Here is a 20795-nt window from a genome sequence, read left to right as displayed (position 1 = left end):
GAACATCAACTGCGAAAAGAGCCATTCCCATCACGGCAAGGAAAGGACCTCGCCCCGCGTGGGATAAACCGCCGCGGGGAGGTCTGCCTGGCGCATTTTTTCCTGCAGGGCCTCGGCCGCGGGGGGCTCACCATGGACCAGAATAATTTGGCGTAGTCCAGCCCGACTGGCTTGGGCGTAGCGCAAAAGCATATCCTGCCCCGCGTGGGCGGAGAATCCGTCAATGGTCACCACTTCGGCACGCCGGTCAAAGAGTTCGCCGAAAATGCGCACAACCGGGGCACCTTCTGCCAGACGGCGCCCCAGGGTATCTGGCGCTTGCCAGGAAACAATCACCACAGTGTTGCGCGGATTCTGTATGTTGTGTTTCAGGTGATGCAAGATGCGCCCGGCTTCGGCCATGCCTGAGGCCGAAATAATGATCATGGGATCGGTGCGATCATTGAGGGCGCGTGATTCGTCCACGGATTGAACGTAATGCAGTTGGGGATAATTTAATGCCGGATGTCCACCGCTTTGGACAAACACACGGGTTTCTTCATCAAATAAATCCGTGAATTGCTGAAAGATGTGGCTGGCAGCGACGGCCAGCGGGCTGTCCACGTAGATGGGCACGGGGGGGATTTCGCCGGCTTGGAGCATGCGATTGTAGCAATAAATGAGTTCCTGCGTGCGCCCCACGGCAAAGGCGGGGATGATCACTTTACCGCCTCGCTCCAAAGTGCGTTGAGTGACTTCGCGCAGGCGCTGGTAGGCTTCTTCAGGGTCGTGATGAGGGCGATCCCCGTAGGTGCATTCCATCATTAGGTAATCAGTAGCCTCGGGTAGTACGGGATCGCGTAGCAAGGGGAGCCGCTCACGTCCGATATCCCCTGAAAACCAGAAGCGGAAACGCTGCCCATTTTCTTCGATATCCAGCACCACTGCGGCTGAACCCAAGATATGTCCGGCATCCACCAGCGTGGCCTGGACGCCGGGTACCGGCTCAAATGACTGCTGATACGGTATTCCCCGAAGGAGCGGAGCAACCATTTCCGCGTCGGCAAGCGTGTAGAAGGGCTCCAGGGGTGGCTCACCCCGTTTGCGTCGTTTCTTATTCACGTAGGTGACGTCGGCTTCGAGGACATGAGCGGAGTCACGCACCATGATATCCGCCAGGGCGGCGGTGGCCGGAGTAGTGTAAATGGGCCCGTCATACCCCTGCTTGACCAGATTGGGCAAATTACCGCTATGGTCAATATGGGCATGGGAGAGAATGACCGCCGAAATGCGGCGCGGGTCGAAGGCAAATGTCTGATTGCGTCGATAGGACTCTTCGCGCTTCCCTTGATAGAGCCCGCACTCTAATAGCAAAGTGTGTCCATTGACCTCAAGCAAAAATTGGGCGCCGGTGACCGTTTGGGCTGCACCGAGGAAGTGAATGCGCATGCGGGGTTCCTTTCTGCAAAGAGCCAGGGGAGAGGGATGCTATGAGCGTGGTTCAGGGATGGGCAAGAGCAAAATTGGCTTCTTGCAAGACATGTAGTATCTCCCCTCCAAAGCGCTTGAAGCGCCAGGGGGTGTTTCGCATGATCCGTGCTAGTTCATCTGGGTGAGCGGGGTTTTCGCGCGCAATGCGTTCCATGAGTTCGCGGGGCAAAACAATATCCGATTCGACCCCTAATCGCCGTCCCATTTGCTTGCGCCACCGACGCAGGTGCTCCAGACGGGCCAGGACGGCTTCGTCGGGTATGCCGTTGCGTGGTCGGAGAGGCGGTGGCGCGGTAAGTGCCTCTCGAATAGTGGCGAGGAGGCCCTCTTGAAAACGCTCACGTTGTTTTGCGCTCAGGATGCCCAAGCGTGAAAGGTCGCGCGGGCTCTTGGGCAAGGCCAGAGCAAGTTCCAGCAGGGCTTCGTTGCTCAAAATCTTAAAATGTGGCAAATTGGCTAGGCGGGCTTGCTCATCCCGATAGGCATATAAGGCGGTGAGGACGGCCATTTGCTGGGGGCTTAGATTGTAGCGCTGAGCTAGATTCCAGTCTGGCCCTTTGCTTAGGTCGACCGTTGGAACGCTGACCTCGGTTAGGCGTTCAAAATCTTCCTGAGCAAGTTCCCATAGCCCTTTCTGTTGCAGGGTTGCGGCCAAACGCTCGCGCAGGGGAATTAGGTAGTGTGTATCGTGGCGAGCGTAATCCAACATAGCCGGAGGGAGCGGACGCTGGGACCAGTCGGCCCGCTGGTAGTGCTTTTCCAGCTGGAGGCCAAATTCTTGCTTGAGCAAACTTGCCAGTCCGACTTCGCGACGCCCCAGGATGCGGGCGGCGTGCATGGTATCAAAGATATGGCGGAAAGTAAAACCAAAGTCGCGCTTGAGGCAGATCAGATCGTACTCGGCCGCATGGAAAATCTTCTCAATCCGTTCATCGGCGAACACCGCACCCAGGGGAGAAAGATCTTTCAAACGAAGCGGATCTACCAGGAAGTCGGCCTCTGGAGTGGAGAACTGGATCAGGCACACTTGTTCCTGGTAAGCGTACAGGCTGTTGGATTCGGTATCAACAGCGAGACAAGAATGCCTGAGCAGCGTCTCGACAAGTTTATCTAGGTCGGTGGGTTGGTCAATCCAGATGAGCGGTGTGGCGTCAGTAGTCATGGTGTGGATTATAGCAGAAGGTGAGCCGGCCAGGAAGTTTTTGCGGATGAGGCAGGCGTGGAAACTTTACCCCATCCGTAAATAAAGGCCTTTGACCAAGTTGTGATATATTATTCTCAACAAGTGGAGGACGTATGAAGGAGCGAATTCTAATTATTGAGGACGATGAAGCCATTCAGCGCATCCTTAGGCGCGCCTTAGCCTATGAGGGCTACGTGGTGGAGTCGGCTCAGGATGGCGAAGGTGGGCTGAGGCTCTTTCGCGAATCGCGCCCTGACCTGGTTGTACTGGACTGGATGCTACCGGGGATTGACGGGCTCGAGGTGTGCCAGCGCTTACGGGCAGCCAGTAAAGTGCCGATCCTGATGCTGACCGCTAAAGATACAGTGCAAGATCGGGTGCAGGGATTAGACGCAGGTGCAGATGACTACATTGTCAAGCCCTTTCAAGTGGAAGAATTTCTGGCGCGTGTGCGAGCACTCCTGCGTCGCACCGAGGCTGAGCGAGCACCGGTGCTGAAATTTGCCGACCTGGAATTAGATACTCGCACCCGGCAAGCTCGGCGTGGGCAGCGGGTAATCCCACTAACGGCGCGTGAGTTTGATCTTTTAGAACTCTTTATGCGTCATCCCCGACAGGTGCTAACCCGCGAGATGATCTTTGATCGTATTTGGGGGTACGATTTCAGCGGTGAGAGCAATGTGCTGGATGTGTATATCCGTTATTTGAGGCAGAAATTAGAAGCGGAGGGCGAACCCCGCCTAATCCACACCCTGCGCAGTGTGGGTTACGTGCTGCGCGAAACTGAAGAGTAAATGTCTCTGCGACTGCGGCTGACCCTTCTTTACACCTCACTTTTTGGCGGCGTGCTGCTGTTGGTGGGGGGGCTGGTGTACATCTTGGTCAGTCAGACGCTATTGAGCGAGGTGGACAGCCGCTTGGAGCGGGCCGCTCGCGAATTGATAGGTCGTTTACGCGTTAATGCAGCCAATCAATTTGACCAGCGGGCTGTAATCGGTTTTCAGCCACTAGAGAATTTGTTCTATCAGGTGTGGGATGCCCAGGGACGGTTACAGGTCTCACGGCCCCCAGGCCTTACCCAACCGCTTGATCCGGTGGGATTGAACTACGGGCAGCCCATTTACCGTTCCATTTTGAACAGTGCGACGAACCTGCGTGTTCTTTCGGTGCCTTTACGCAGCAATCGCGGCCCAGTGGGGGTCTTGCAGGTGGCTCTGAGCCTGGACTTGCTACTGGTAGCCCAGCGCACGCTGGCAATTCTCCTGGTGATCATGTTCCTTTTCTCGGTGGTTATCGTGGGCCTAGGTACCTGGCTGGGAACCGGCTATATCCTTGCGCCTTTGCAGGTCGTTACTGAAGCGGCTTTGCAGATCACCCGCGCAGATGACCTTTCGCGGCGCATCCCGTTGGCGGCCCAGGAAACGGATGTGGAATTCCGGCAGTTGATCACGGCCTTTAACACTACCCTAGAACGATTGGAGACCCTCTTTAACGCTCAGCGGCGTTTCCTGGCCGATGTGAGCCATGAATTGCGCACGCCACTGACGGTTATCAAAGGCGAAATTGGGTTAATGCGCCTGACCGGCACCGTAGACCCCGAATCGTTGCAGGCGATTGATCAGGAGGTGGATCGTCTGACCCGCTTGGTGGGCGACTTGCTGCTGATGGCACAGGCTGAGGCCGGGTCGCTGACTTTGGAGCGCCAACCTGTTTCACTGGATAACCTGCTGTTAGAGGTGGTTCAGCAAATGCAGCACCTAGCTGAAGGGACCCGTTCGCTACGCATTGTAGAGACGGCGCCGATAACTATTCTGGGCGACAAAGATCGGCTCAAGCAGGTTTTACTCAATCTGGTCGGCAACGCCATCAAATACACCCCCCCAGGGGGAGAGATTTGCTTGGGGCTTCGCCGTGAGGGCAACGAGGCCCGGATCCGTGTTAGCGACAGTGGGCCGGGCATCCCAGAGGAGGATTTGCCCCATATCTTTGAACGCTTCTATCGCGGGCGGGGTCAGGAGGGTGAAAATGCTCCCTTTGGTTATGGGTTGGGATTGGCAATCGCCCAGCGTATTGTGCAAAGCCATGGGGGATGGATTGAAGTCGAGTCGCGTTTGGGGCAGGGCACAACCTTTATAGTTCGTCTGCCGTTGGAGGGGGCCATCCTGGCAAAAGAGGAGCCCGGCTAATCCGCGTGGGATAGCCAGGCTCAGAGCAAGGAGGAGAAGCCGAAATCTTTACAGAAGGGTGCGGGAGTGTTCTTCGCCATTGCGAGCGGGGCGTGCGTTGAGGCTGTGGTAGGTGGGCTCGGGGCGGGGGGAAGTAGTGGATCGTGCACTCAGGTTGGTCGGAGTTGGGGTTGGGCGCGGGGCAAAGACAGAGGGATTCACAGTAGCGCTGGTGGTCGCTGCGGGACGTGACGTGCGTAAAGGTGCTCGCAACAAGGGCTGATCCCCGGTGGAAAAGAGACGTTCGCCCGCGACTGAAAGCGTGCCAATAATAAGGATGCGAATGACCCAAACCATCATAGCTACAAAGATGGGGACGATAGTGACCAGCGTTTCACGGTCAATGACCGAGGTGCTGGCGGGCGTGTGAGAGACAATTGCCATTGAGACGCCCCACCAAGTAAGCAGTGCGTTGAAGGTGGCTGCCAGCAGCCAGGCGCCAAAGAGGTACCAAACCTCCTTGGGTTCAGACGACCCCTGTTCGGGAGTGAAAAGGCGGGCAATGCCGGCAAAATCAATCCCGCAGAAGGCAATGGCAAGGATGGTTGACCATTGCAAACCGGCGAAAGAAAGTCCGCCTAGCAGGTCACGCAAAGCGTAATCGGTGGTGCTGTAGTTAAAAATCTCAAAGGCCACTAATGCCGTCAAAATGATGATCCCGAAAAGAAACCCGGGGCGCACACGTAAACGGCCCGCCAGTTCAGAAAACCATGAGGTGAGAGGGGGCTGACTGTTCATGGCATCTCCTTTTGATATAGTCGAGGAACCGAAGGGTAAGTTGCCTTGATTATAGAAAATATGTTCTATATTGTCAAGCGCCATAGATGGGCAATGCAAATCAAAATCCCCCATAGATGGGGGTGCTAATGAAGGGGTTTAGAAATTTGAAAGCGCTGGAACCGCTTTCAATCAATCCCTATCCTAAGGGAAGTCGGTGGTTCAAGGCAAAATGTTAAGGGGAAAATCCCGTTGGTAAGATAGTGTGTTTTTCCTAACCTGAACCCTTAATGTCCAGTTACCACTCATACTAAAATGGGCTCGAATAGCGTAGCGCCCCTGCCCTTGCTCGGTGGCCTTCCCCTCCATTTCCATGCCACTCATGTCAGTGTGCTCGGCAGTTACTGTGACTTCAGCCCCTTCAAGGGCTCGACCTTGTGCATCTTGAAGTGTAATGTTAATTTCTACTTCTCCTATTTTGGGAGGGGATGGGTTGGTGGAGATGGCGAGGATAAGGTCTGTGGTGGAGGTTGGAGATGATAGTGAGGCCGGAGCGCAGGCGATTACAATCAGTGGGCTAAGAAGAAATAGAACGAGAATCTTGGAAATAGACATGGGGATTCACCTCGAGTTGGAATTCTTAGTTTGTTTAAGGGGTGACGTCAATGATCATCATGAGCCCCCCGGGGTCTGCATTATTGTTGGTGGTGTGGTGAAGAATGTGGCAGTGGAACATCCATCGGCCGGGTTCAGTAGGGGTAAATTCGATGTCGAAGCGCTGACCAGGAGCAACACTAAGAGTATCCATAATTTGCTGGGCTGACTCTGGCACAGGATGCCCATCAATTGCCGTTACCTTGAACGGGAAGCCGTGTAAGTGCATGGGATGGATAAACTGCCCGATGCCGATTAAGCGGAGGCGAATGGTTTGCCCGACCTTGACATGGAGGGTTCCGGTATCAGGGTAGGCCTTCCCATTGATGGTAAAGTAATTCGGCTCCATGCCGCTCATGGGCATTGCGGGGTAGGTCTCTCCACCGCGGATTAGCCATTCTGAAAGCATTAGCGTAACATCAACATCAGGCTGGGAGTGTTGAGGAGAGCGAGGTTCGATGATAAATGGACCATAAAGCCCAGCGCTGACTTGGCGGTCGCTTTCATAGTGGGAGTGATAGATAAAGGTTCCAGCGGGCTTAGCCACAAATTCGTAGGTAAAGGTCTCACCGGGTAAAATGGGGGCTTGAGTTATTCCAGGAACCCCATCCATGGCATTAGGCACCTCAATACCATGCCAGTGGATCGTTGTGGGCTCTTCCAATTGGTTGGTGAACACCACCTTTACCTGGTCGCCCTCGGTCACCTTGATCATTGGACCCGGGACAGTTCCGTTGTAGGTCATGGCTGTCACCAGAACCTCTTCTAAAATTGGCCAGCGCACCGTTTGGGCAGTTAGTTCAAATACCTTGACGCCGTTTTCCAAGCGATAGGACAAAGGTTGGCCCCCGATCGCTTGGACTGCTAAGGGGGCTGTGTTATCCCCGATGGGCCGCATTCCGTGAGAATCCCCCCGAAGGGTCATCTCGCCGGGTGTGGCGGTGGAGGAACGGGGGTTTTGCATGCCCGGCGTGGATGGGAACGAAGTTATCGTGCAGGCGCTGACAAGAAATATCCCTAGCATGTACAGCACAAAGGCACTAATTCGTGGCATATGAAAAGTCGGTCTCCTCAACACGTAAATGTATATTACAAGTATATTTGGGTATATATTGTCTGAATATAGGCAATTTGGCCTGATTGGCTGAGAGCTTTATAGCGTATGGTTGGGCGGTGAGAGCAAGGGGCTTCCACGCTGATGTCAAACGACGTGAAAATCGGGGTAAAATCGGGGAGCAAATCTTATTGGGGAGCCTGGAGAATGAATTTACAACCTGGATTGAGCAACGAACTGACCCTCGTAGTTCAAGAGAGCGACTCGACGCGCGCGTTAGGGGATGATACACTCCCGGTCGTGCTGAGTACACCGCGTCTGATTGCCTATTTGGAGCATACTGCGCACCATGCGATTTATTCTCACCTGGAGGCAGGTCAGACGAGTGTGGGCACCCTAGTCAATGTGCGCCACATGGCCGCTACACCACTGGGAATGCGGGTGCGCTTTCGGGCGGAGGTGGTGGCTGTGAACGGGCGGCGTGTGCGCTTCCGTGTGGAGGCTTGGGATGAAGTGGAGAAAATTGCAGAGGGCGAACACGAGCGTTTCATCATTGACCGCGCTCGTTTCGAAGAACGCCTGGCCCAAAAGCAATCCTCTGCGTAATTCGGGCCGGGGCAGACCCGCGTGCGTTTCCCTTCAGGCCTGCCCCGACTATATTGGGATTGGTTAAGACTCACCCTTGAGGAAAGCGCTGATAGCGCTGGACATAGGCCACAATACCACCGGCGTCAAGGATCTGGCGGAAAAAAGGAGGCGGAGTGGGCAATTGCCAGTATGCCTCGCCTACTTGAAGCTGCCAGGTGTGGGGATCCAGTGTAGCCAGATCACCGTCCTGTACGGCGGCTACCACTTCAGGGGCTTCAAAAAGGGGTAAACCTAGGTTGATGGCATTGCGAAAAAAGATGCGTGCAAATGAAACCGCAACAATGGCGGTGATGCCGCGCTTCTTGAGGGCCTCAGCGGCATACTCTCGCGAAGAGCCACAACCAAAGTTGCGCCCCGCAACAATGATGTCCCCCGCCTGCGCTTGCTCGGCAAAATCGGGCCGGGCCTCGATGAAGGCGGCTGAGGCCAGGTCTGCATTGGGACGCATATAAGGGGCGTAACGGCCAGGAACAATTTGATCGGTATCCACATTATCGCCGAATTTCCAAATACGTGCCATGGTTTCCTCCGGGGATAGGCTAGCTCAGGATAGGGCCGCGGGGTCGGTAATATAGCCAGTGACGGCAGAAGCGGCTGCAACAGCAGGTGAGGCCAGGAAAATACGCGCCTGTGGTGAGCCCATACGTCCGCGGAAGTTACGGTTGCCGGTTGAAAGGCAGACATCATCCTCGCCTAGGACCCCATGGTGACGTCCCATACAGGGGCCACAGCCGGGGGTGGTCAGCACGGCGCCGGCTTCAATCAACGTTTGCAGGCTACCGTCAGCAGCCGCGCGCGCCAGAGCCTGCTGGGAGGCCGGAGTGACGATGAAGCGCACGCCAGGCGCTACGTGCCGCCCGCGCAGGATGCGCGCCGCTGTAACCAAGTCCTCATAACGCCCATTGGTGCAGGTCCCCAGGAAGACAACGCTGACGCGCTGGCCGTTGATCTCGGTAAGATCCACGACGTTTTCCACCGTGTGAGGCAGGGCTATCTGGGGCTGCAATTCGTCCAGGTTGAGGTAGATTGTATGGGCATAGGAGGCGGTTTCATCCACAGTCAGCCATTTGGGGATGGGAAATCCTTCGCCCAGGCTGGGGTCGGGCGGGAAGATGCCGGCCTTGGCCCCAATTTCTACGGCCATGCTGGCTAAGGTTTGGCGTTCAGGTAGGCTCATCCAAGGTGCGCCGTGGTACTCTACGGCCATATAGTTGGCCCCATCCAGCCCCACCTCCCGACACAGGCGGAGCGCCAAGTCTTTGGCTTCTACCCAAGGTCGGAAACGTCCCTGTAGAATCACCCGCAAGGTTTCGGGAACGCGCAGCCAAGTTTGTCCGGTAGCCCAGGCCAGGGCAATATCGGTAGAGCCCATGCCACATCCGAATGCACCCACCGCTCCGTAAGCAGTGGAGTGCGAGTCGGAGCCAATGACCACCGTACCCGGTGTGGCAATATGTTCCTCCACCAATACCTGGTGGCAAATGCCTCGCCCGACTTCGAAGAGGCGAATACCTTGTTCAGCGGCAAAGCGACGTACGCGGTTTTGATCGTTGGCAATGCTCACTGTGGCGGCGGGAACCACATGATCCATAGTGAACACCAGTTGCCGGGGGTCGGCTACACGTGTTGCCCCCAATTGCTCATGGAAAATTTTGAGGATCGAAGGGGTGAGCGAATCGTGGGACATGACCACATCTGGATGGATGATTACAAAATCGCCGGCACGGACTTCACGTCCAGCAGCGTGAGAAAGGATTTTCTCGCTCAGAGTTGGACTCATGCAACACCTCCAGGCGTTAGTATTGTGGGGTTCGATTCAAGGTTATGGTAATGGGCTTGCCACAACATGCGGTCAACTTCATCTAAGGTGAGCGCCTGGACATCGGCCAAGGCTTTGATCTGGCGGGTGATCTCGCGAATTTGCTCATCGCTTAGATTGACCCCGAGTTGCTCGGCGCGGTGGCGAATGGCATTCCAACCGGTTAGGCGATGCGCAACATGGATATAACGCGTCAACCCAAAATCTTCGGGGCGAAGCACTTCATAGGTGCTGGGGTCATTGAGTACGGCTTTGGCATGGATGCCGGCTTTGTGAGTGAAAGCCGCAAACCCCGTGATGTAGTTGTTGAACGGAATATCCACGCCGACGATCTCGGCCACACGGCGATCCAGGTGCACCAGCAGGGGTAAGTTGTACTTAGCGACCAGTTGAGGATTAGTGCCATACAGGCGGGCGATCAGTCCTCCCAAGGGCGTGATGCCGTTGCGTTCACCGATCCCCAGCACGCTGGTATCCACGTGGGTGGCGCCTGCTTCCAGGGCCGCGTAGGCGTTGGCAATGGCACAGCCGGTGTCATTGTGCCCGTGAAATTCGATATCTGCACGGATGCGCTGACGCAGCGCTGAGACCAGCGCGTAAATCTGATGGGGGGTGCCAATGCCAATGGTGTCGGCGATACCAACGCGATGCACCCCTATTTGGTCTACGGCCTCGTAAATCCGGAAAAGATCTTGCGGGTCACTACGCAGGCTGTCCTCAGTGCTGAAGCGCATTTCCACGCCTTGGGTGCTCAAGAAGGCCAATACCTCCTGTGCCCGCTCAATGATCTCGTCAATGGTGAGGTGGTGACTGAATTGACGTAATTTGGAGGAGGTGCCAATCACCAAGTCCACCCCCTGCACGCCGGTATCCACAGCGCGCTTGGCGTCCTCAAGGTTGCAACGGACATGAGTGAGCACCTTGGCGCGTAGCCCTAACTGAGCCAGCATGCGGCAGTCTTTTTCACTTTGGGGTGAGGCAAGCGGGGTGGTCACTTCGATGTACTCGACCCCAAAAGCGTCTAACATTTGGGCAATTTCTACCTTTTGTTCGGGGGTGAAAAAGGCATTGACGAACTGTTCTCCCTCACGTAGGGTGGAGTCAATGATGTAGTAGTGTTCCAAACTCATAGCAACCTCCTCTGGGGATGTAAATAAAAACCACCTCACCGGTGTCTGGTGAGGTGGTTTTCTGAGCCTAAGGATTGGGCAAGCAGAACCCGCCAGACTACCGGTGGGGTGTCGGCTGGATCTTCTTACCCTTCTTCAATTCTGAAATCGTGGAGGGAACCGCGCTATTCATGATTGGGCGCGATTATAGGGAATCGAGCCGATTTTGTCAAGAATTTAACCTTAAAAAATCCGAAAAAGCTCTTGACAGTCACACAACTGCGTAGTAAATTTATGCCCAATGTTTAGCCAGACGTTCTTCACCCTGCCACGTACCCGTCGTCCAAAGCCCACCTCTGCGCGGGAAGGCAGGGTTTTGTTGTTTGGCTAACCTGTTGAGTCGTTGAATCCTAACACCAGCCCAAAAAACCCCTCCTTCCCGCAAGGAGGGGTTTTATCTTATATCCTCAGGAGGACGTGATGGTAAAAGCGCAAGTCAAACGAGTTGTGCTGGCCTATTCAGGGGGACTGGATACCTCAGTCATTGTGCCCTGGCTACGTGAAAATTACGGGTGTGAAGTGGTTTGCTTCACCGCGGACATTGGTCAGGGCGAGGAACTAGAAGGCCTGGAAGAGAAGGCATTGCGTAGTGGTGCCAGCCGTTTGATCATCCGTGATCTGAAAGAAGAATTTGCGCGCGATTACCTGTTCCGTGTGCTGAGGGCCGGGGCTGTTTACGAGCGTAAGTATCTACTGGGCACATCCATTGCGCGGCCCCTCATTGCTAAACACCAGGTGGATGTGGCTCATGAGGTTGGTGCAGATGCGGTGGCGCATGGGGCAACCGGCAAAGGAAATGATCAGGTGCGTTTTGAGTTGACCTACATGGCCTTGGATCCGCGTCTGAAGGTGATTGCTCCCTGGCGCGAATGGGAGATCCGCTCGCGCCAGGATGCCATCCGCTATGCCCGCGAGCGCAATATTCCGGTGACGGCTACCGAGAAGTCCATTTACAGCCGCGACCGCAACTTATGGCACCTTTCCCATGAAGGTGGTCCGCTGGAAGACCCATGGAATGAACCGGAAGAAGGGATGTACTTAATCTCAACCTCTCCTGAGAGTGCGCCCGACGAGCCAGAGTATATTGAGATTTCTTTCGAATCTGGGACGCCCGTGGCGGTTAACGGGGTGAGCATGTCGCCTGCTCAGATCATTAATCACCTCAATGCGGTGGGCGGGCATCATGGTATTGGACGCGTAGACCTGGTGGAGAGCCGTTTAGTGGGAATGAAATCGCGTGGGGTGTATGAGACGCCCGGAGGTACCATTCTCATGGCGGCTCACCGCGAATTAGAATCGTTGGTTCTGGATCGCGACACGCTACATTTCAAAGATTTAGTGGCGCTCAAATACGCTGAACTAGTGTACAGCGGCATGTGGTTCTCACCTTTGCGCGAAGCCTTGGATGCCTTCGTGGATAGTACCCAGGGCCCGGTGACCGGTACTGTACGCCTCAAACTTTACAAAGGCAATATCATTGTGGCGGGTCGCACCAGTCCTTTCAGTCTGTATCGCGAGGACTTTGCGACATTCGGGCAGGACGATGTTTACAACCAATCGGATGCCAAAGGGTTCATCAATCTGTTTGGTCTGCCGCTGAAAGTGCGTGCGCTAAATGGTTTGCCGGTTTCAGGACTGGAGATGCCCAAGCCGGATTACAGTCGCTTCAAACGGGATTGAACGCTTTGACCGGGAGTTCTGGCATGGATGAGACTTCTGCTTCTTCTCCGCTGTGGGCCGGGCGCTTTGAACAGCCCATGGATGCAGCGGCCTGGACGCTGAACGCCTCTCTGCACGTGGATCGGCGCCTGGCGCTAGCAGATGTGCGTGTCAATCGGGCCTGGGCTGAGGCGTTAGAGGAGGCAGGGGTGTTAAGTGCTGCCGAACGCGCCGCCCTGGTAGCGGGTCTGGAATTGCTCGAGCAGGAGTTTCGATCAGGGGTCTTTGTGTTCCAGCCGACAGATGAGGACATCCACACGGCGGTTGAGCGTCGTTTGCGCGAGTTGGTGGGCCCCTTGGGGGGTAAGATTGCAACTGGACGCAGCCGAAATGATCTGGTAGCCACCGATGCGCGCCTCTGGCTGATGGAGCAACTGTGTCACCTGGAAACAGCGCTGATAGAGGTGCAAAAAGCCTTGGTGGAACAGGCCGAGGCCAGCGCGGACCTCTACTTGCCGGGCTATACCCATTTACAGCGCGCTCAACCAATCTTGTTAGCGCACTGGTGGTTAGCGTACTTTTGGCCGCTGGAGCGCGACCGCCAGCGCCTGGGAGATCTTTACCCGCGCGTAGCGGTCATGCCCATGGGGGCAGCGGCGCTAGCCGGCTCGGGCTTTCCGATTGATCGGGAGCACCTGGCGCAGCGTCTGGGTTTTCTAGCTGCAGCTCCCAACAGCCTGGATGCAGTGGCTGACCGCGATTTTGCAGCGGAATTTCTCTTTGTGGCGGCCATGTTGGGCATTCACCTCAGCCAGTTGGCCGAGATGGTCATCCTCTTCTGCAGCCAGGAGTTTGGTTTTCTGGAGATTCCTGATGCCTTTGCAACAGGTTCCAGTCTAATGCCTCAGAAGAAAAACCCCGACCTGTTCGAGTTAACTCGCGCAAAAGCCGGCACCCTGTTGGGACACTTGACTGCACTGATGACCGTGCTTAAGGGGTTGCCGCTGGCTTATAACAAGGACCTTCAGGAGGATAAAGCCCAAGTGTTTGGGGCTATGGATACTCTGCTCGGCGTTCTACCTGTGCTGGCGGCCGCGTTGCGTGCCCTACGGGTCAAGCCGGAGCGCTTGCAAGCAGCGGTTAGCGCCGAGCTCATGGCTACTGACCTGGCGGATTATCTGGTTGAGCAGGGGTTGCCTTTCCGTGAGGCACATGCTGTGGTGGGGCAGGCTGTGCGCCTGGCGTTGGCGCGAGGGCGGAGTCTGGACACCCTGGACCGAGAGGCGTTGCAAGCCATTCATCCATTGCTGGATGAACACGCGCTGGCGATTCTGGAGCCACGTCACAGCCTGGCCCGGCGCAATTTGAGCGGAGGAAGCGGCCCACTGGCGGTCAGCGCACAACTTCGCGCGGCACAAGCGGTATTGGCACGGCGTGTGATCCTGGATAGGAGCGAGAACGTGCGCGATGAACGCACTTCTGGATCTTAGTTGAACTTAAATTTCTCAAAAGGAGGTACACGATGATGTCCACACATTGCCCTGAATGTGAAGCCTTAATCGAGGTGAACGAAGAGGTTCAGTTGGGTGAGATCTTGGTCTGCCCCGACTGTGGGGTTGATCTTGAGGTGACCTCATTAGAGCCGTTTACCCTCGAATTAGCGCCCATGGAAGCCGAAGATTGGGGCGAATAAGCCCCACCAACTTGCTTGTTGCGAGGTGTACCGATGAACCATCGTCGTTTGCGAATTGGCGTGCTCTATTCGCGTTTACGGGTAGAGGAGAAGTGGATTTTTGCGGCGCTTGAACAGCGCGGTGTGGATTATGAGCGTCTGGACGACCGCTTTGTCCACTTCGATCTGGATAACCCTGGCCCGTGGCTCCAGTACGATGCCATTTTGGAGCGCAGTATCAGTTACGCGCGAGGCCTGTATGCCCTGCGGGTGCTTAATGCTTGGGGCATCCCAACGGTGAACACCGCAGCGGTAGCCGAGGTGTGCGGTGACAAGCTGGCAACCAGCGCGGCACTGACGCGTGCCGGCATCCCACAACCACGCACGGTGGTGGCTTTTACGGCGGAGGCGGCGCTGGAGGCCATTGAGCAACTGGGGTATCCAGTGGTGCTCAAGCCGGTGGTGGGTTCATGGGGACGCCTGCTTTCAAAGATAAACGACCGCGATGCAGCGGAGGCCATTCTAGAGCACAAGGAAGTCCTGGGCTCTTATCAGCATCAGATTTTTTACATCCAGGAGTACATTGAGAAGCCGGGGCGCGATATTCGGGCCTTTGTGCTGGGTGATCGCACGGTAGCAGCGATTTACCGCAAGTCAGAGCACTGGATCACCAACACGGCGCGGGGTGGTCAGGGGGAAGTTTGCCCGATTACCTCAGAGCTTGAAGAACTCTGTGGGCGGGCGGCGGCAGCCGTAGGTGGTGGGGTATTAGCCATTGATATTCTGGAGCACCCTGAGCGGGGTTTGTTGGTCAATGAGATTAATCATACAATGGAATTTCACACCACGGTGCCCACCACGGGTGTGGATATTCCGGGCATGATTGTGGATTATGTGCTGGCCGTAGCGCGCCAGCGTGTGGGGGTGCTGGCATGATCCGCGCGGCCGTTATTGGGGCTTCTGGCTATGCCGGCGGCGAGGTCTTGCGTCTGCTTCTAGAGCATCCCGAAGTCGAGGTGGTGCAGGTGACTTCACGTCGCCATCTGGGTGAGTATGTCTACCAGGTCCATCCCAACCTGCGCAAACGCACCTCGCTCAAGTTCAGCGACCCTGCCCAGCTTGAAGCGGTGGATGTCCTCTTTTTGGCCCTTCCGCATGGGGAGGCACAACACCAGATCGACCATCTGGCCAGTCGAGCGACCTATATCATTGATCTCTCTGCCGATTTCCGCCTTAAGCGCGCCGAAGACTATGAGTACTGGTACGGGGCGCCGCACGCAGCACCGCACTGGCTAGGACGTTTCGTCTACGGCCTGCCTGAACTCCATCGTAGTGAACTGCGAGGTGCCCATTATGCTAGTGGCGTGGGGTGTAACGCCACTGCCGCCAATCTAGCGCTTTGGCCCCTGATACGTTCCGAATTGTTGGATACGAGTCAGCCGGTAGTGGTGGAGATCAAGGTGGGGTCTTCAGAGGGCGGTGCCGAAGGCAATGCTGGAAGCCATCACCCAGAGCGTAGCGGTGTTATTCGCACCTTTTCGCCTTTTGGTCATCGCCACACGGCAGAGGTGATCCAGGAGATGGGATTGGAGAATGTTGTGCTGACCATGACGGCCGTAGATCTGGTGCGTGGGGCGTTAGCGACAGCCCACGCTCGGGTTAAGCCCGGGGTAAACCAGCGCGATTTATGGCGTGCCTATCGTGCGGTTGTCAACGAAAACCCATTTTTACGCCTGGTCAAAGAGCAGCGAGGCATCTACCGCGTACCGGAACCCAAGATCCTGGCGGGTTCCAATTATGCCGATCTGGGCTTTGAACTGGATGAGCGCACTGGGCACGTGGTTTCCATGTGTGCCCTGGATAACCTGATGAAAGGCGCCGCAGGTTCCGCTGTGCAATGTATGAATCTGATGCTGGGGCTGGATGAGACCCTGGGGCTAACGTTTCCTGGATTGCATCCCATTTAATGAGGTTTGGAGGAGGCAAGCACGTGAACGGAAATGGGCATTCGCAAACCCTCGTGGTCAAATTAGGGGGCACTGAAGGGGTTGATTTTGCCGCGATTTGTCAGGATGTAGTGGCTTTGCAGCGTGAGGGCTGGCAGATGGTATTGGTGCACGGGGGGTCAGCGGAAGCCAATGCACTGGGAGAAGCGTTGGGCTATCCCCCGCGTTTTGTAACCTCACCGTCGGGCTTTACCTCGCGCTACACCGACCGTAAGACTCTAGAGATCTTTGCGGCAGCGGTGAACGGACGGGTTAATACCCTGCTAGTGGAGCAGTTACAGGCGTTGGGCATTAATGCGCTAGGATTAAGTGGCTTGGATGGTCGGTTGATGGTTGCCCGGCGCAAAGATGCCATTCGCATTATTGAGAATGGCCGACAAAAAATCCTGCGCGATGATTATACTGGGACCATTGAGTCGGTCAATGTGGGCTTACTACGCCTGTTGCTCAAGGAGGGATATGTACCGGTGGTAGCCCCTCTGGCGCTTAGCCCACAAGGCGAGGCACTCAACGTTGATGCTGACCGCGCAGCCGCTATGATCGCTGTAGCCCTGCAGGCGGCTACGTTAGTGCTGCTGACTGGCGTGCCGGGATTGTTACGCACTTTTCCAGATGAAAGCACGCTGATCCCGCGCCTTTCCCTGGCGGAGATGGACCGCGCTCTGGGTTACGCCGAAGGCCGAATGAAGAAGAAGATCCTGGGGGCGCAGGAGGCTTTGCGTGGTGGAGTGGGGCGTGTCATCATTGCCGATGGGCGCGTAGGGCAACCACTGGTAAAAGCATTACAAGGCGCCGGTACTTGGATCACCTCCTAGAAGGAAAAGAGAGGAGCACACGATGAACACATTGACGATGATGGACTCGGTACAAACCGTTGAAGCCCGCCACACCTCAGGCCTCTATAATAAGCAGCCGATCACCCTGGTGAGGGGGGAAGGGGCCTGGTTATGGGATGAGCAGGGACGGAATTACATTGATTGCACCAGCGGGCAAGGGGTTGCCAATTTGGGACACGGGCGGATTGAAATTGCGCGGGCCATTGCTGAGCAGGCCCAGCGCCTGATTACCTGTCCGGAGACCTTCTTTAACGATCAGCGGGCAGCACTCATGGAGGAATTGACTGCGCTGACGCCGGGGTTGGAGCGAGTGTTCTTCTGCAACTCTGGAACCGAGGCGGTGGAGGCAGCGATTAAATTTAGCCGCTACAGTACTGGGCGTAAGCAGGTTGTGGCCACCATGCGCGGCTTCCATGGCCGAACGATGGGGGCACTCTCGGCAACCTGGAATAAAAAATACCGTGAACCATTCGAGCCGCTGGTGCCGGGCTTCGTTCACGTGCCTTATAACAATCTGGAGGCCATGCAAGCCGCGATTAGTGAGGATACGGCGGCGGTCATCCTTGAAATTGTGCAGGGCGAAGGAGGGGTCTATCCGGCGCATCCCGATTATCTGCGCGGGGTTCAAGCGTTGTGTCGCGAACGTGGTGCCTTGCTGATCATTGATGAGGTGCAAACAGGTTTTGGGCGCACTGGGCGCATGTTCGCTTATCAACATTATGCTTTGCAGCCCGATCTCCTCTGTGTAGCCAAATCTTTAGCGGGTGGGCTGCCGATGGGGGCTGTGTTGATGGGCGAGCGGGTGCGCGCACTTAGCCCGGGTTTGCACGGCTCGACCTTTGGTGGCAATCCCTTGGCCTGTGCCGCCGCGCGGGCAACTCTACGCATTTTACAACGTGAAGACTTGCCGGCTCAAGCCGCTCGTAAGGGCGCCTATTTTATGGAGCGCCTCCGTCAGATTCGCTCACCTCTCATCCGTGAAGTGCGCGGCCTAGGGCTAATGGTGGGTGTGGAGTTGAAACAAAAAGTAGCTCCCTACTTGAGCCTGATGCAAGAGCGGGGAGTACTGGCCCTTTCGGCGGGGCTCAATGTGATTCGTTTTTTGCCGCCTCTGGTAATCCGTGAGGCTCAACTGGATCGGGTGGTTGAGACACTGGAGGAGGTGCTTGCCTTGGAAGCGGTTGGGGTTGAGGAGCCGGATAAGGATGGGCGGTGAAAGCGTCTTGCCTGAAGCCCGTCTGGGCACTCTGGTGGGACTCCTAAGGCACTACAGTCCGACCGGGGCTGAGGCTGAGGCCGTAACCTGGCTCATCGGGCGCATGCGTGCGCTTGGCTTCACAGAGGCTGTGGTGGATGAAGCGGGCAATGCAGTCGGCCGGATGGGTGCTGGCCCTTATCAGGTGCTGCTCCTAGGTCACATTGATACCGTGCCTGGCGAAATCCCGTTGCGCCTGGAGGAGGGCCGGTTATATGGCCGTGGGGCTGTGGATGCCAAAGGGCCGCTGGCGGCTTTTGTAGATGCGGTCGCCCAGGTAGGAGAACTACCGGGTGTGCAGTGGGTGGTCATTGGCGCCGTAGGAGAAGAGGGTGACTCGCGCGGGGCGCGTTTTTTGCTTCCCCATTATCGGCCTCAGATGCTGATTATCGGCGAGCCGAGTGGCTGGGAACGTCTGACTCTAGGCTACAAAGGGAGCGCCTGGGTGCAGGTGACCGCCCGACGTCCCTTAGCCCATACCGCTGCTCCGGTAGAGAGTGCTTGTGAGGCCGCGGTGGCTATTTGGGCTCGCCTCAAGCAAGAGGTATTAACGTTCAACCAGGAGCGGGCAGGCGCATTTGAACAACTTCTGGCGACTTTGCGCCGGATGCGTTCTGATTCGGATGGATTTGAGGAATGGGCTCAATTGCAAATCGGCTTGCGCCTTCCGCCCGGCTTGGATCGAATGGAACTGGAGGCCTTGCTCGCCATGACCGCAAATGGGGATGCCTGGATGATCGAGGATTTTATCCCTGCGTATCGAGCGGAGAAAAATACCCCTTTAGTACGGGCGTTCCTGGCGGCCATCCGTGCTCAGGGGGGGCGGCCCTCCTTTACGCTCAAATCGGGCACGTCGGACATGAACCTTACTGCCCCAGTCTGGGGATGCCCTACTCTGGCCTATGGGCCAGGTGATTCCAGCCTAGATCATACGCCACATGAGCATATTGAGATAGAGGAGTATTTTAAGGCTGTTGAGGTTCTAACCCATGCCCTACGCAGTTTAGCCGCATTGGTTACTCCGGGAACAACTTCGCATAGATCTCTGGGGTGAAGCGTTGCACCGTTTCGGCAGAGAGGCTGTTGGTTTTACAAATTTCAGCGTAGAGATCCACGCTGGGCCGGCGGATGCGGCGCTGCGTTTCGACTTCCAATCCCCATAAACCGAAGCGTTGCGTCCAACCGCGTTCCCATTCAAAGTTATCTACTAGGGACCAGTGGAAATAGCCTTTGATCTGCCAGTTGAAATTGACTGCCCGCCAGACTTGATGGAGGTGTTGCACCAGGTAGCGCGGGCGTAAGTCATCATCCGCATCCTCCACGCCGTTTTCGGTGATCAGGATCGGCAGGTCGTAGCGCCTGGCCCAGGCCAGTCCCTCAAACATACCCTCGGGGACATTGGCGAGGAAGCCAGTATCGCTCAGTTCCGCTTCCTGAGGGTAACGAGCGGTGTAGAAAAAGCCACTCTTAGAGAACGGATTGAAGGAGATCAGATCGCGAGAGTAGTAGTTGAGGCCGAAGAAATCTTGCGTTTTGGCGGCCTCGGGGATCTCGACGCGGAATGTTGCGAAACGAAGTTTGCCATGGGTGATGGCATCTGGAAAAGCAGCGTTGAAACCCCGGTGGAGAAAATTGGCGATCCAAGAGTCGAGGGGAAACCAAGGACGCGCTGGGCGGAAACTGCGGTAATTCAAGGCAATCCCCACCCGGGCTGTCTTTTGAATGCGGTGGATGGTCTGGTAGGCTGCGGCGTGGCCCTTGACCAAGTTGGTCAGCACCTGGAAGGCAATGCGCAAGTCGTTCTTTCCAGGTGGAAAACCACCCCCCAGGTAGCCTCCGTAAACATAGACATTAGGTTCATTGATTGTCACCCATAACGAGACATAGTCCTTCAGCGCTTCCACCACTTTGGCTACATAGCGTTCGAAGTGGCGCGGCGTTTCCTCGTTTTCCCATCCCCCTCTTTCATATACCCAGATGGGGTCGGTGAAGTGGTGAAGGGTTACCAGCGGCGTCATGTTGCGTTGGTAAAGACCGCGGATGATCTCGCGGTAATAATCTAGAGCGTCCTCGTCCCAACGATCCGGCGTGGGCTGAATACGACTCCACTCGATCGAAAGGCGATGGGCGTTCTGGCCGGTTTCGGCAGCGCGGTCGAAATCTTCGCGCCAACGCCCGCCCCACCAATTGCAGGCCAGGCCGGAGCGATGCCCGTGAAGGATGCGCCCGGCTTCGTTTTCCCATAAGTACCAGTTGTTGTTGGTGTTATTGCCTTCGACTTGATGGGAAGAAGTTGCCGTGCCCCAGAGGAAGCCGTTGGGAAAATAGTAAGTAGCGCTTGGCGGCATTTGCATGGTACTCCTGGTTGTGTGGGATCATGCACTGAATTTATTATAACCTTGCTGTGCCGGCCGGGGCTTCGTTTATA

Annotated in this window: 20 protein-coding genes; 11 read left to right on the top strand and 9 right to left on the bottom strand. The window is 56.1% G+C overall.

Features of this window, described 5'->3' with window-relative positions:
* Positions 1 to 30 precede the first annotated feature (30 nt).
* On the bottom strand, positions 31 to 1428 hold the full coding sequence (locus tag Q0721_RS02950) for an MBL fold metallo-hydrolase (RefSeq protein ID WP_299025132.1): 1398 nt from the start codon (positions 1426 to 1428) through the stop codon (positions 31 to 33).
* Positions 1429 to 1480: 52 nt separating this feature from the next.
* Positions 1481 to 2632 carry a ribonuclease D gene (locus Q0721_RS02945; RefSeq protein WP_299025130.1) on the bottom strand — a complete coding sequence of 384 codons (1152 nt, stop codon included), beginning with the start codon at positions 2630 to 2632 and terminating at the stop codon, positions 1481 to 1483.
* 134 nt (positions 2633 to 2766) lie between these two features.
* Here Q0721_RS02945 and Q0721_RS02940 point away from each other — a divergent pair, with 134 nt between their 5' ends.
* Positions 2767 to 3447, top strand: a complete 681-nt coding sequence (locus tag Q0721_RS02940; protein WP_299025128.1) for a response regulator transcription factor — start codon at positions 2767 to 2769, stop codon at positions 3445 to 3447.
* Positions 3448 to 4839: a HAMP domain-containing sensor histidine kinase gene (locus Q0721_RS02935; RefSeq protein ID WP_299025126.1), complete on the top strand. Its 1392-nt coding sequence runs from the start codon at positions 3448 to 3450 to the stop codon at positions 4837 to 4839.
* Positions 4840 to 4887: 48 nt separating this feature from the next.
* Here Q0721_RS02935 and Q0721_RS02930 read toward each other — a convergent pair whose 3' ends face one another.
* The 3 genes from Q0721_RS02930 to Q0721_RS02920 form a co-directional block, all read right to left on the bottom strand.
* Positions 4888 to 5616: a hypothetical protein gene (locus Q0721_RS02930; RefSeq protein WP_299025124.1), complete on the bottom strand. Its 729-nt coding sequence runs from the start codon at positions 5614 to 5616 to the stop codon at positions 4888 to 4890.
* A 201-nt stretch (positions 5617 to 5817) separates the two neighbouring features.
* Positions 5818 to 6210, bottom strand: a complete 393-nt coding sequence (locus Q0721_RS02925) for a FixH family protein (RefSeq protein WP_299025122.1) — start codon at positions 6208 to 6210, stop codon at positions 5818 to 5820.
* Between the two features lie 34 nt (positions 6211 to 6244).
* Positions 6245 to 7303 carry a copper oxidase gene (locus Q0721_RS02920; protein WP_299025120.1) on the bottom strand — a complete coding sequence of 353 codons (1059 nt, stop codon included), beginning with the start codon at positions 7301 to 7303 and terminating at the stop codon, positions 6245 to 6247.
* Between the two features lie 207 nt (positions 7304 to 7510).
* Between Q0721_RS02920 and Q0721_RS02915 the strand changes: the two genes are divergently transcribed.
* Entirely contained in the window at positions 7511 to 7909 is a 399-nt protein-coding gene (locus Q0721_RS02915; RefSeq protein WP_299025119.1) for a thioesterase family protein, read from the top strand.
* A 70-nt stretch (positions 7910 to 7979) separates the two neighbouring features.
* Here the strand turns inward: Q0721_RS02915 and Q0721_RS02910 are convergent, their stop codons facing one another.
* The 3 genes from Q0721_RS02910 to lysS are packed head-to-tail and all read right to left on the bottom strand — an operon-like array spanning position 7980 to position 10900.
* Complete coding sequence (locus tag Q0721_RS02910; protein ID WP_299025117.1) at positions 7980 to 8471, bottom strand: 3-isopropylmalate dehydratase; 492 nt, start codon at positions 8469 to 8471, stop codon at positions 7980 to 7982.
* A gap of 24 nt (positions 8472 to 8495) precedes the next feature.
* Positions 8496 to 9731, bottom strand: a complete 1236-nt coding sequence (locus Q0721_RS02905; protein ID WP_299025115.1) for a 3-isopropylmalate dehydratase large subunit — start codon at positions 9729 to 9731, stop codon at positions 8496 to 8498.
* Positions 9728 to 10900, bottom strand: a complete 1173-nt coding sequence (lysS, locus tag Q0721_RS02900) for a homocitrate synthase (protein ID WP_299025113.1) — start codon at positions 10898 to 10900, stop codon at positions 9728 to 9730. The genes Q0721_RS02905 and lysS overlap by 4 nt, the downstream gene beginning before the upstream one ends.
* A 459-nt stretch (positions 10901 to 11359) precedes the next feature.
* Here lysS and Q0721_RS02895 point away from each other — a divergent pair, with 459 nt between their 5' ends.
* From Q0721_RS02895 to Q0721_RS02860, 8 genes are read left to right on the top strand one after another with little or no spacing between them, the layout of a single operon-like run.
* Positions 11360 to 12619, top strand: a complete 1260-nt coding sequence (locus Q0721_RS02895; protein ID WP_299025112.1) for an argininosuccinate synthase — start codon at positions 11360 to 11362, stop codon at positions 12617 to 12619.
* Between the two features lie 23 nt (positions 12620 to 12642).
* Positions 12643 to 14088 carry an argininosuccinate lyase gene (argH, locus tag Q0721_RS02890; protein ID WP_299025111.1) on the top strand — a complete coding sequence of 482 codons (1446 nt, stop codon included), beginning with the start codon at positions 12643 to 12645 and terminating at the stop codon, positions 14086 to 14088.
* A gap of 35 nt (positions 14089 to 14123) precedes the next feature.
* Complete coding sequence (gene lysW / locus Q0721_RS02885) at positions 14124 to 14291, top strand: lysine biosynthesis protein LysW (protein WP_366519161.1); 168 nt, start codon at positions 14124 to 14126, stop codon at positions 14289 to 14291.
* A gap of 48 nt (positions 14292 to 14339) precedes the next feature.
* The gene (gene lysX, locus Q0721_RS02880) at positions 14340 to 15206 is read left to right on the top strand and encodes a lysine biosynthesis protein LysX (RefSeq protein WP_366519160.1); all 867 of its coding nucleotides are present in this window, start codon (positions 14340 to 14342) and stop codon (positions 15204 to 15206) included.
* Complete coding sequence (argC, locus tag Q0721_RS02875) at positions 15203 to 16237, top strand: N-acetyl-gamma-glutamyl-phosphate reductase (RefSeq protein ID WP_299025103.1); 1035 nt, start codon at positions 15203 to 15205, stop codon at positions 16235 to 16237. Before lysX ends, argC begins: the two co-directional genes overlap by 4 nt.
* 23 nt (positions 16238 to 16260) lie before the next feature.
* The gene (locus Q0721_RS02870; protein WP_299025101.1) at positions 16261 to 17091 is read left to right on the top strand and encodes a [LysW]-aminoadipate kinase; all 831 of its coding nucleotides are present in this window, start codon (positions 16261 to 16263) and stop codon (positions 17089 to 17091) included.
* A 22-nt stretch (positions 17092 to 17113) separates the two neighbouring features.
* Positions 17114 to 18328 (top strand): aspartate aminotransferase family protein, encoded by a 1215-nt coding sequence (locus tag Q0721_RS02865; protein ID WP_299025099.1) that lies wholly within the window; start codon positions 17114 to 17116, stop codon positions 18326 to 18328.
* Positions 18318 to 19421: a [LysW]-lysine hydrolase gene (locus Q0721_RS02860; protein ID WP_299025097.1), complete on the top strand. Its 1104-nt coding sequence runs from the start codon at positions 18318 to 18320 to the stop codon at positions 19419 to 19421. Before Q0721_RS02865 ends, Q0721_RS02860 begins: the two co-directional genes overlap by 11 nt.
* Here the strand turns inward: Q0721_RS02860 and Q0721_RS02855 are convergent.
* Positions 19384 to 20721, bottom strand: a complete 1338-nt coding sequence (locus Q0721_RS02855; protein WP_299025095.1) for a glycoside hydrolase family 1 protein — start codon at positions 20719 to 20721, stop codon at positions 19384 to 19386. The genes Q0721_RS02860 and Q0721_RS02855 overlap by 38 nt on opposite strands.
* Between the last annotated feature and the right edge of the window lie 74 nt (positions 20722 to 20795).

The sequence above is a fragment of the uncultured Thermanaerothrix sp. genome (genome assembly GCF_938028735.1).
In the GTDB taxonomy this organism is placed as follows: domain Bacteria; phylum Chloroflexota; class Anaerolineae; order Anaerolineales; family Anaerolineaceae; genus Thermanaerothrix.
Note: the sequence above shows the minus strand (reverse complement) of the source record. Positions and strands in the feature narration are given on the sequence as shown.

What these genes read in the sequence shown, in the direction of transcription:
- argC (WP_299025103.1), top strand. Translation starts at nt 15,203, where the DNA reads ATGATCCGCGCGGCCGTTATTGGGGCTTCTGGCTATGCCGGCGGCGAG.
- Q0721_RS02905 (WP_299025115.1), bottom strand. Translation starts at nt 9,731, where the DNA reads ATGAGTCCAACTCTGAGCGAGAAAATCCTTTCTCACGCTGCTGGACGT.
- Q0721_RS02945 (WP_299025130.1), bottom strand. Translation starts at nt 2,632, where the DNA reads ATGACTACTGACGCCACACCGCTCATCTGGATTGACCAACCCACCGAC.
- Q0721_RS02935 (WP_299025126.1), top strand. Translation starts at nt 3,448, where the DNA reads ATGTCTCTGCGACTGCGGCTGACCCTTCTTTACACCTCACTTTTTGGC.
- argH (WP_299025111.1), top strand. Translation starts at nt 12,643, where the DNA reads ATGGATGAGACTTCTGCTTCTTCTCCGCTGTGGGCCGGGCGCTTTGAA.
- lysS (WP_299025113.1), bottom strand. Translation starts at nt 10,900, where the DNA reads ATGAGTTTGGAACACTACTACATCATTGACTCCACCCTACGTGAGGGA.
- Q0721_RS02950 (WP_299025132.1), bottom strand. Translation starts at nt 1,428, where the DNA reads ATGCGCATTCACTTCCTCGGTGCAGCCCAAACGGTCACCGGCGCCCAA.
- Q0721_RS02895 (WP_299025112.1), top strand. Translation starts at nt 11,360, where the DNA reads ATGGTAAAAGCGCAAGTCAAACGAGTTGTGCTGGCCTATTCAGGGGGA.
- Q0721_RS02940 (WP_299025128.1), top strand. Translation starts at nt 2,767, where the DNA reads ATGAAGGAGCGAATTCTAATTATTGAGGACGATGAAGCCATTCAGCGC.
- Q0721_RS02930 (WP_299025124.1), bottom strand. Translation starts at nt 5,616, where the DNA reads ATGAACAGTCAGCCCCCTCTCACCTCATGGTTTTCTGAACTGGCGGGC.
- lysW (WP_366519161.1), top strand. Translation starts at nt 14,124, where the DNA reads ATGTCCACACATTGCCCTGAATGTGAAGCCTTAATCGAGGTGAACGAA.
- Q0721_RS02910 (WP_299025117.1), bottom strand. Translation starts at nt 8,471, where the DNA reads ATGGCACGTATTTGGAAATTCGGCGATAATGTGGATACCGATCAAATT.
- Q0721_RS02915 (WP_299025119.1), top strand. Translation starts at nt 7,511, where the DNA reads ATGAATTTACAACCTGGATTGAGCAACGAACTGACCCTCGTAGTTCAA.
- Q0721_RS02855 (WP_299025095.1), bottom strand. Translation starts at nt 20,721, where the DNA reads ATGCAAATGCCGCCAAGCGCTACTTACTATTTTCCCAACGGCTTCCTC.
- Q0721_RS02925 (WP_299025122.1), bottom strand. Translation starts at nt 6,210, where the DNA reads ATGTCTATTTCCAAGATTCTCGTTCTATTTCTTCTTAGCCCACTGATT.
- Q0721_RS02860 (WP_299025097.1), top strand. Translation starts at nt 18,318, where the DNA reads ATGGGCGGTGAAAGCGTCTTGCCTGAAGCCCGTCTGGGCACTCTGGTG.
- Q0721_RS02865 (WP_299025099.1), top strand. Translation starts at nt 17,114, where the DNA reads ATGAACACATTGACGATGATGGACTCGGTACAAACCGTTGAAGCCCGC.
- Q0721_RS02920 (WP_299025120.1), bottom strand. Translation starts at nt 7,303, where the DNA reads ATGCCACGAATTAGTGCCTTTGTGCTGTACATGCTAGGGATATTTCTT.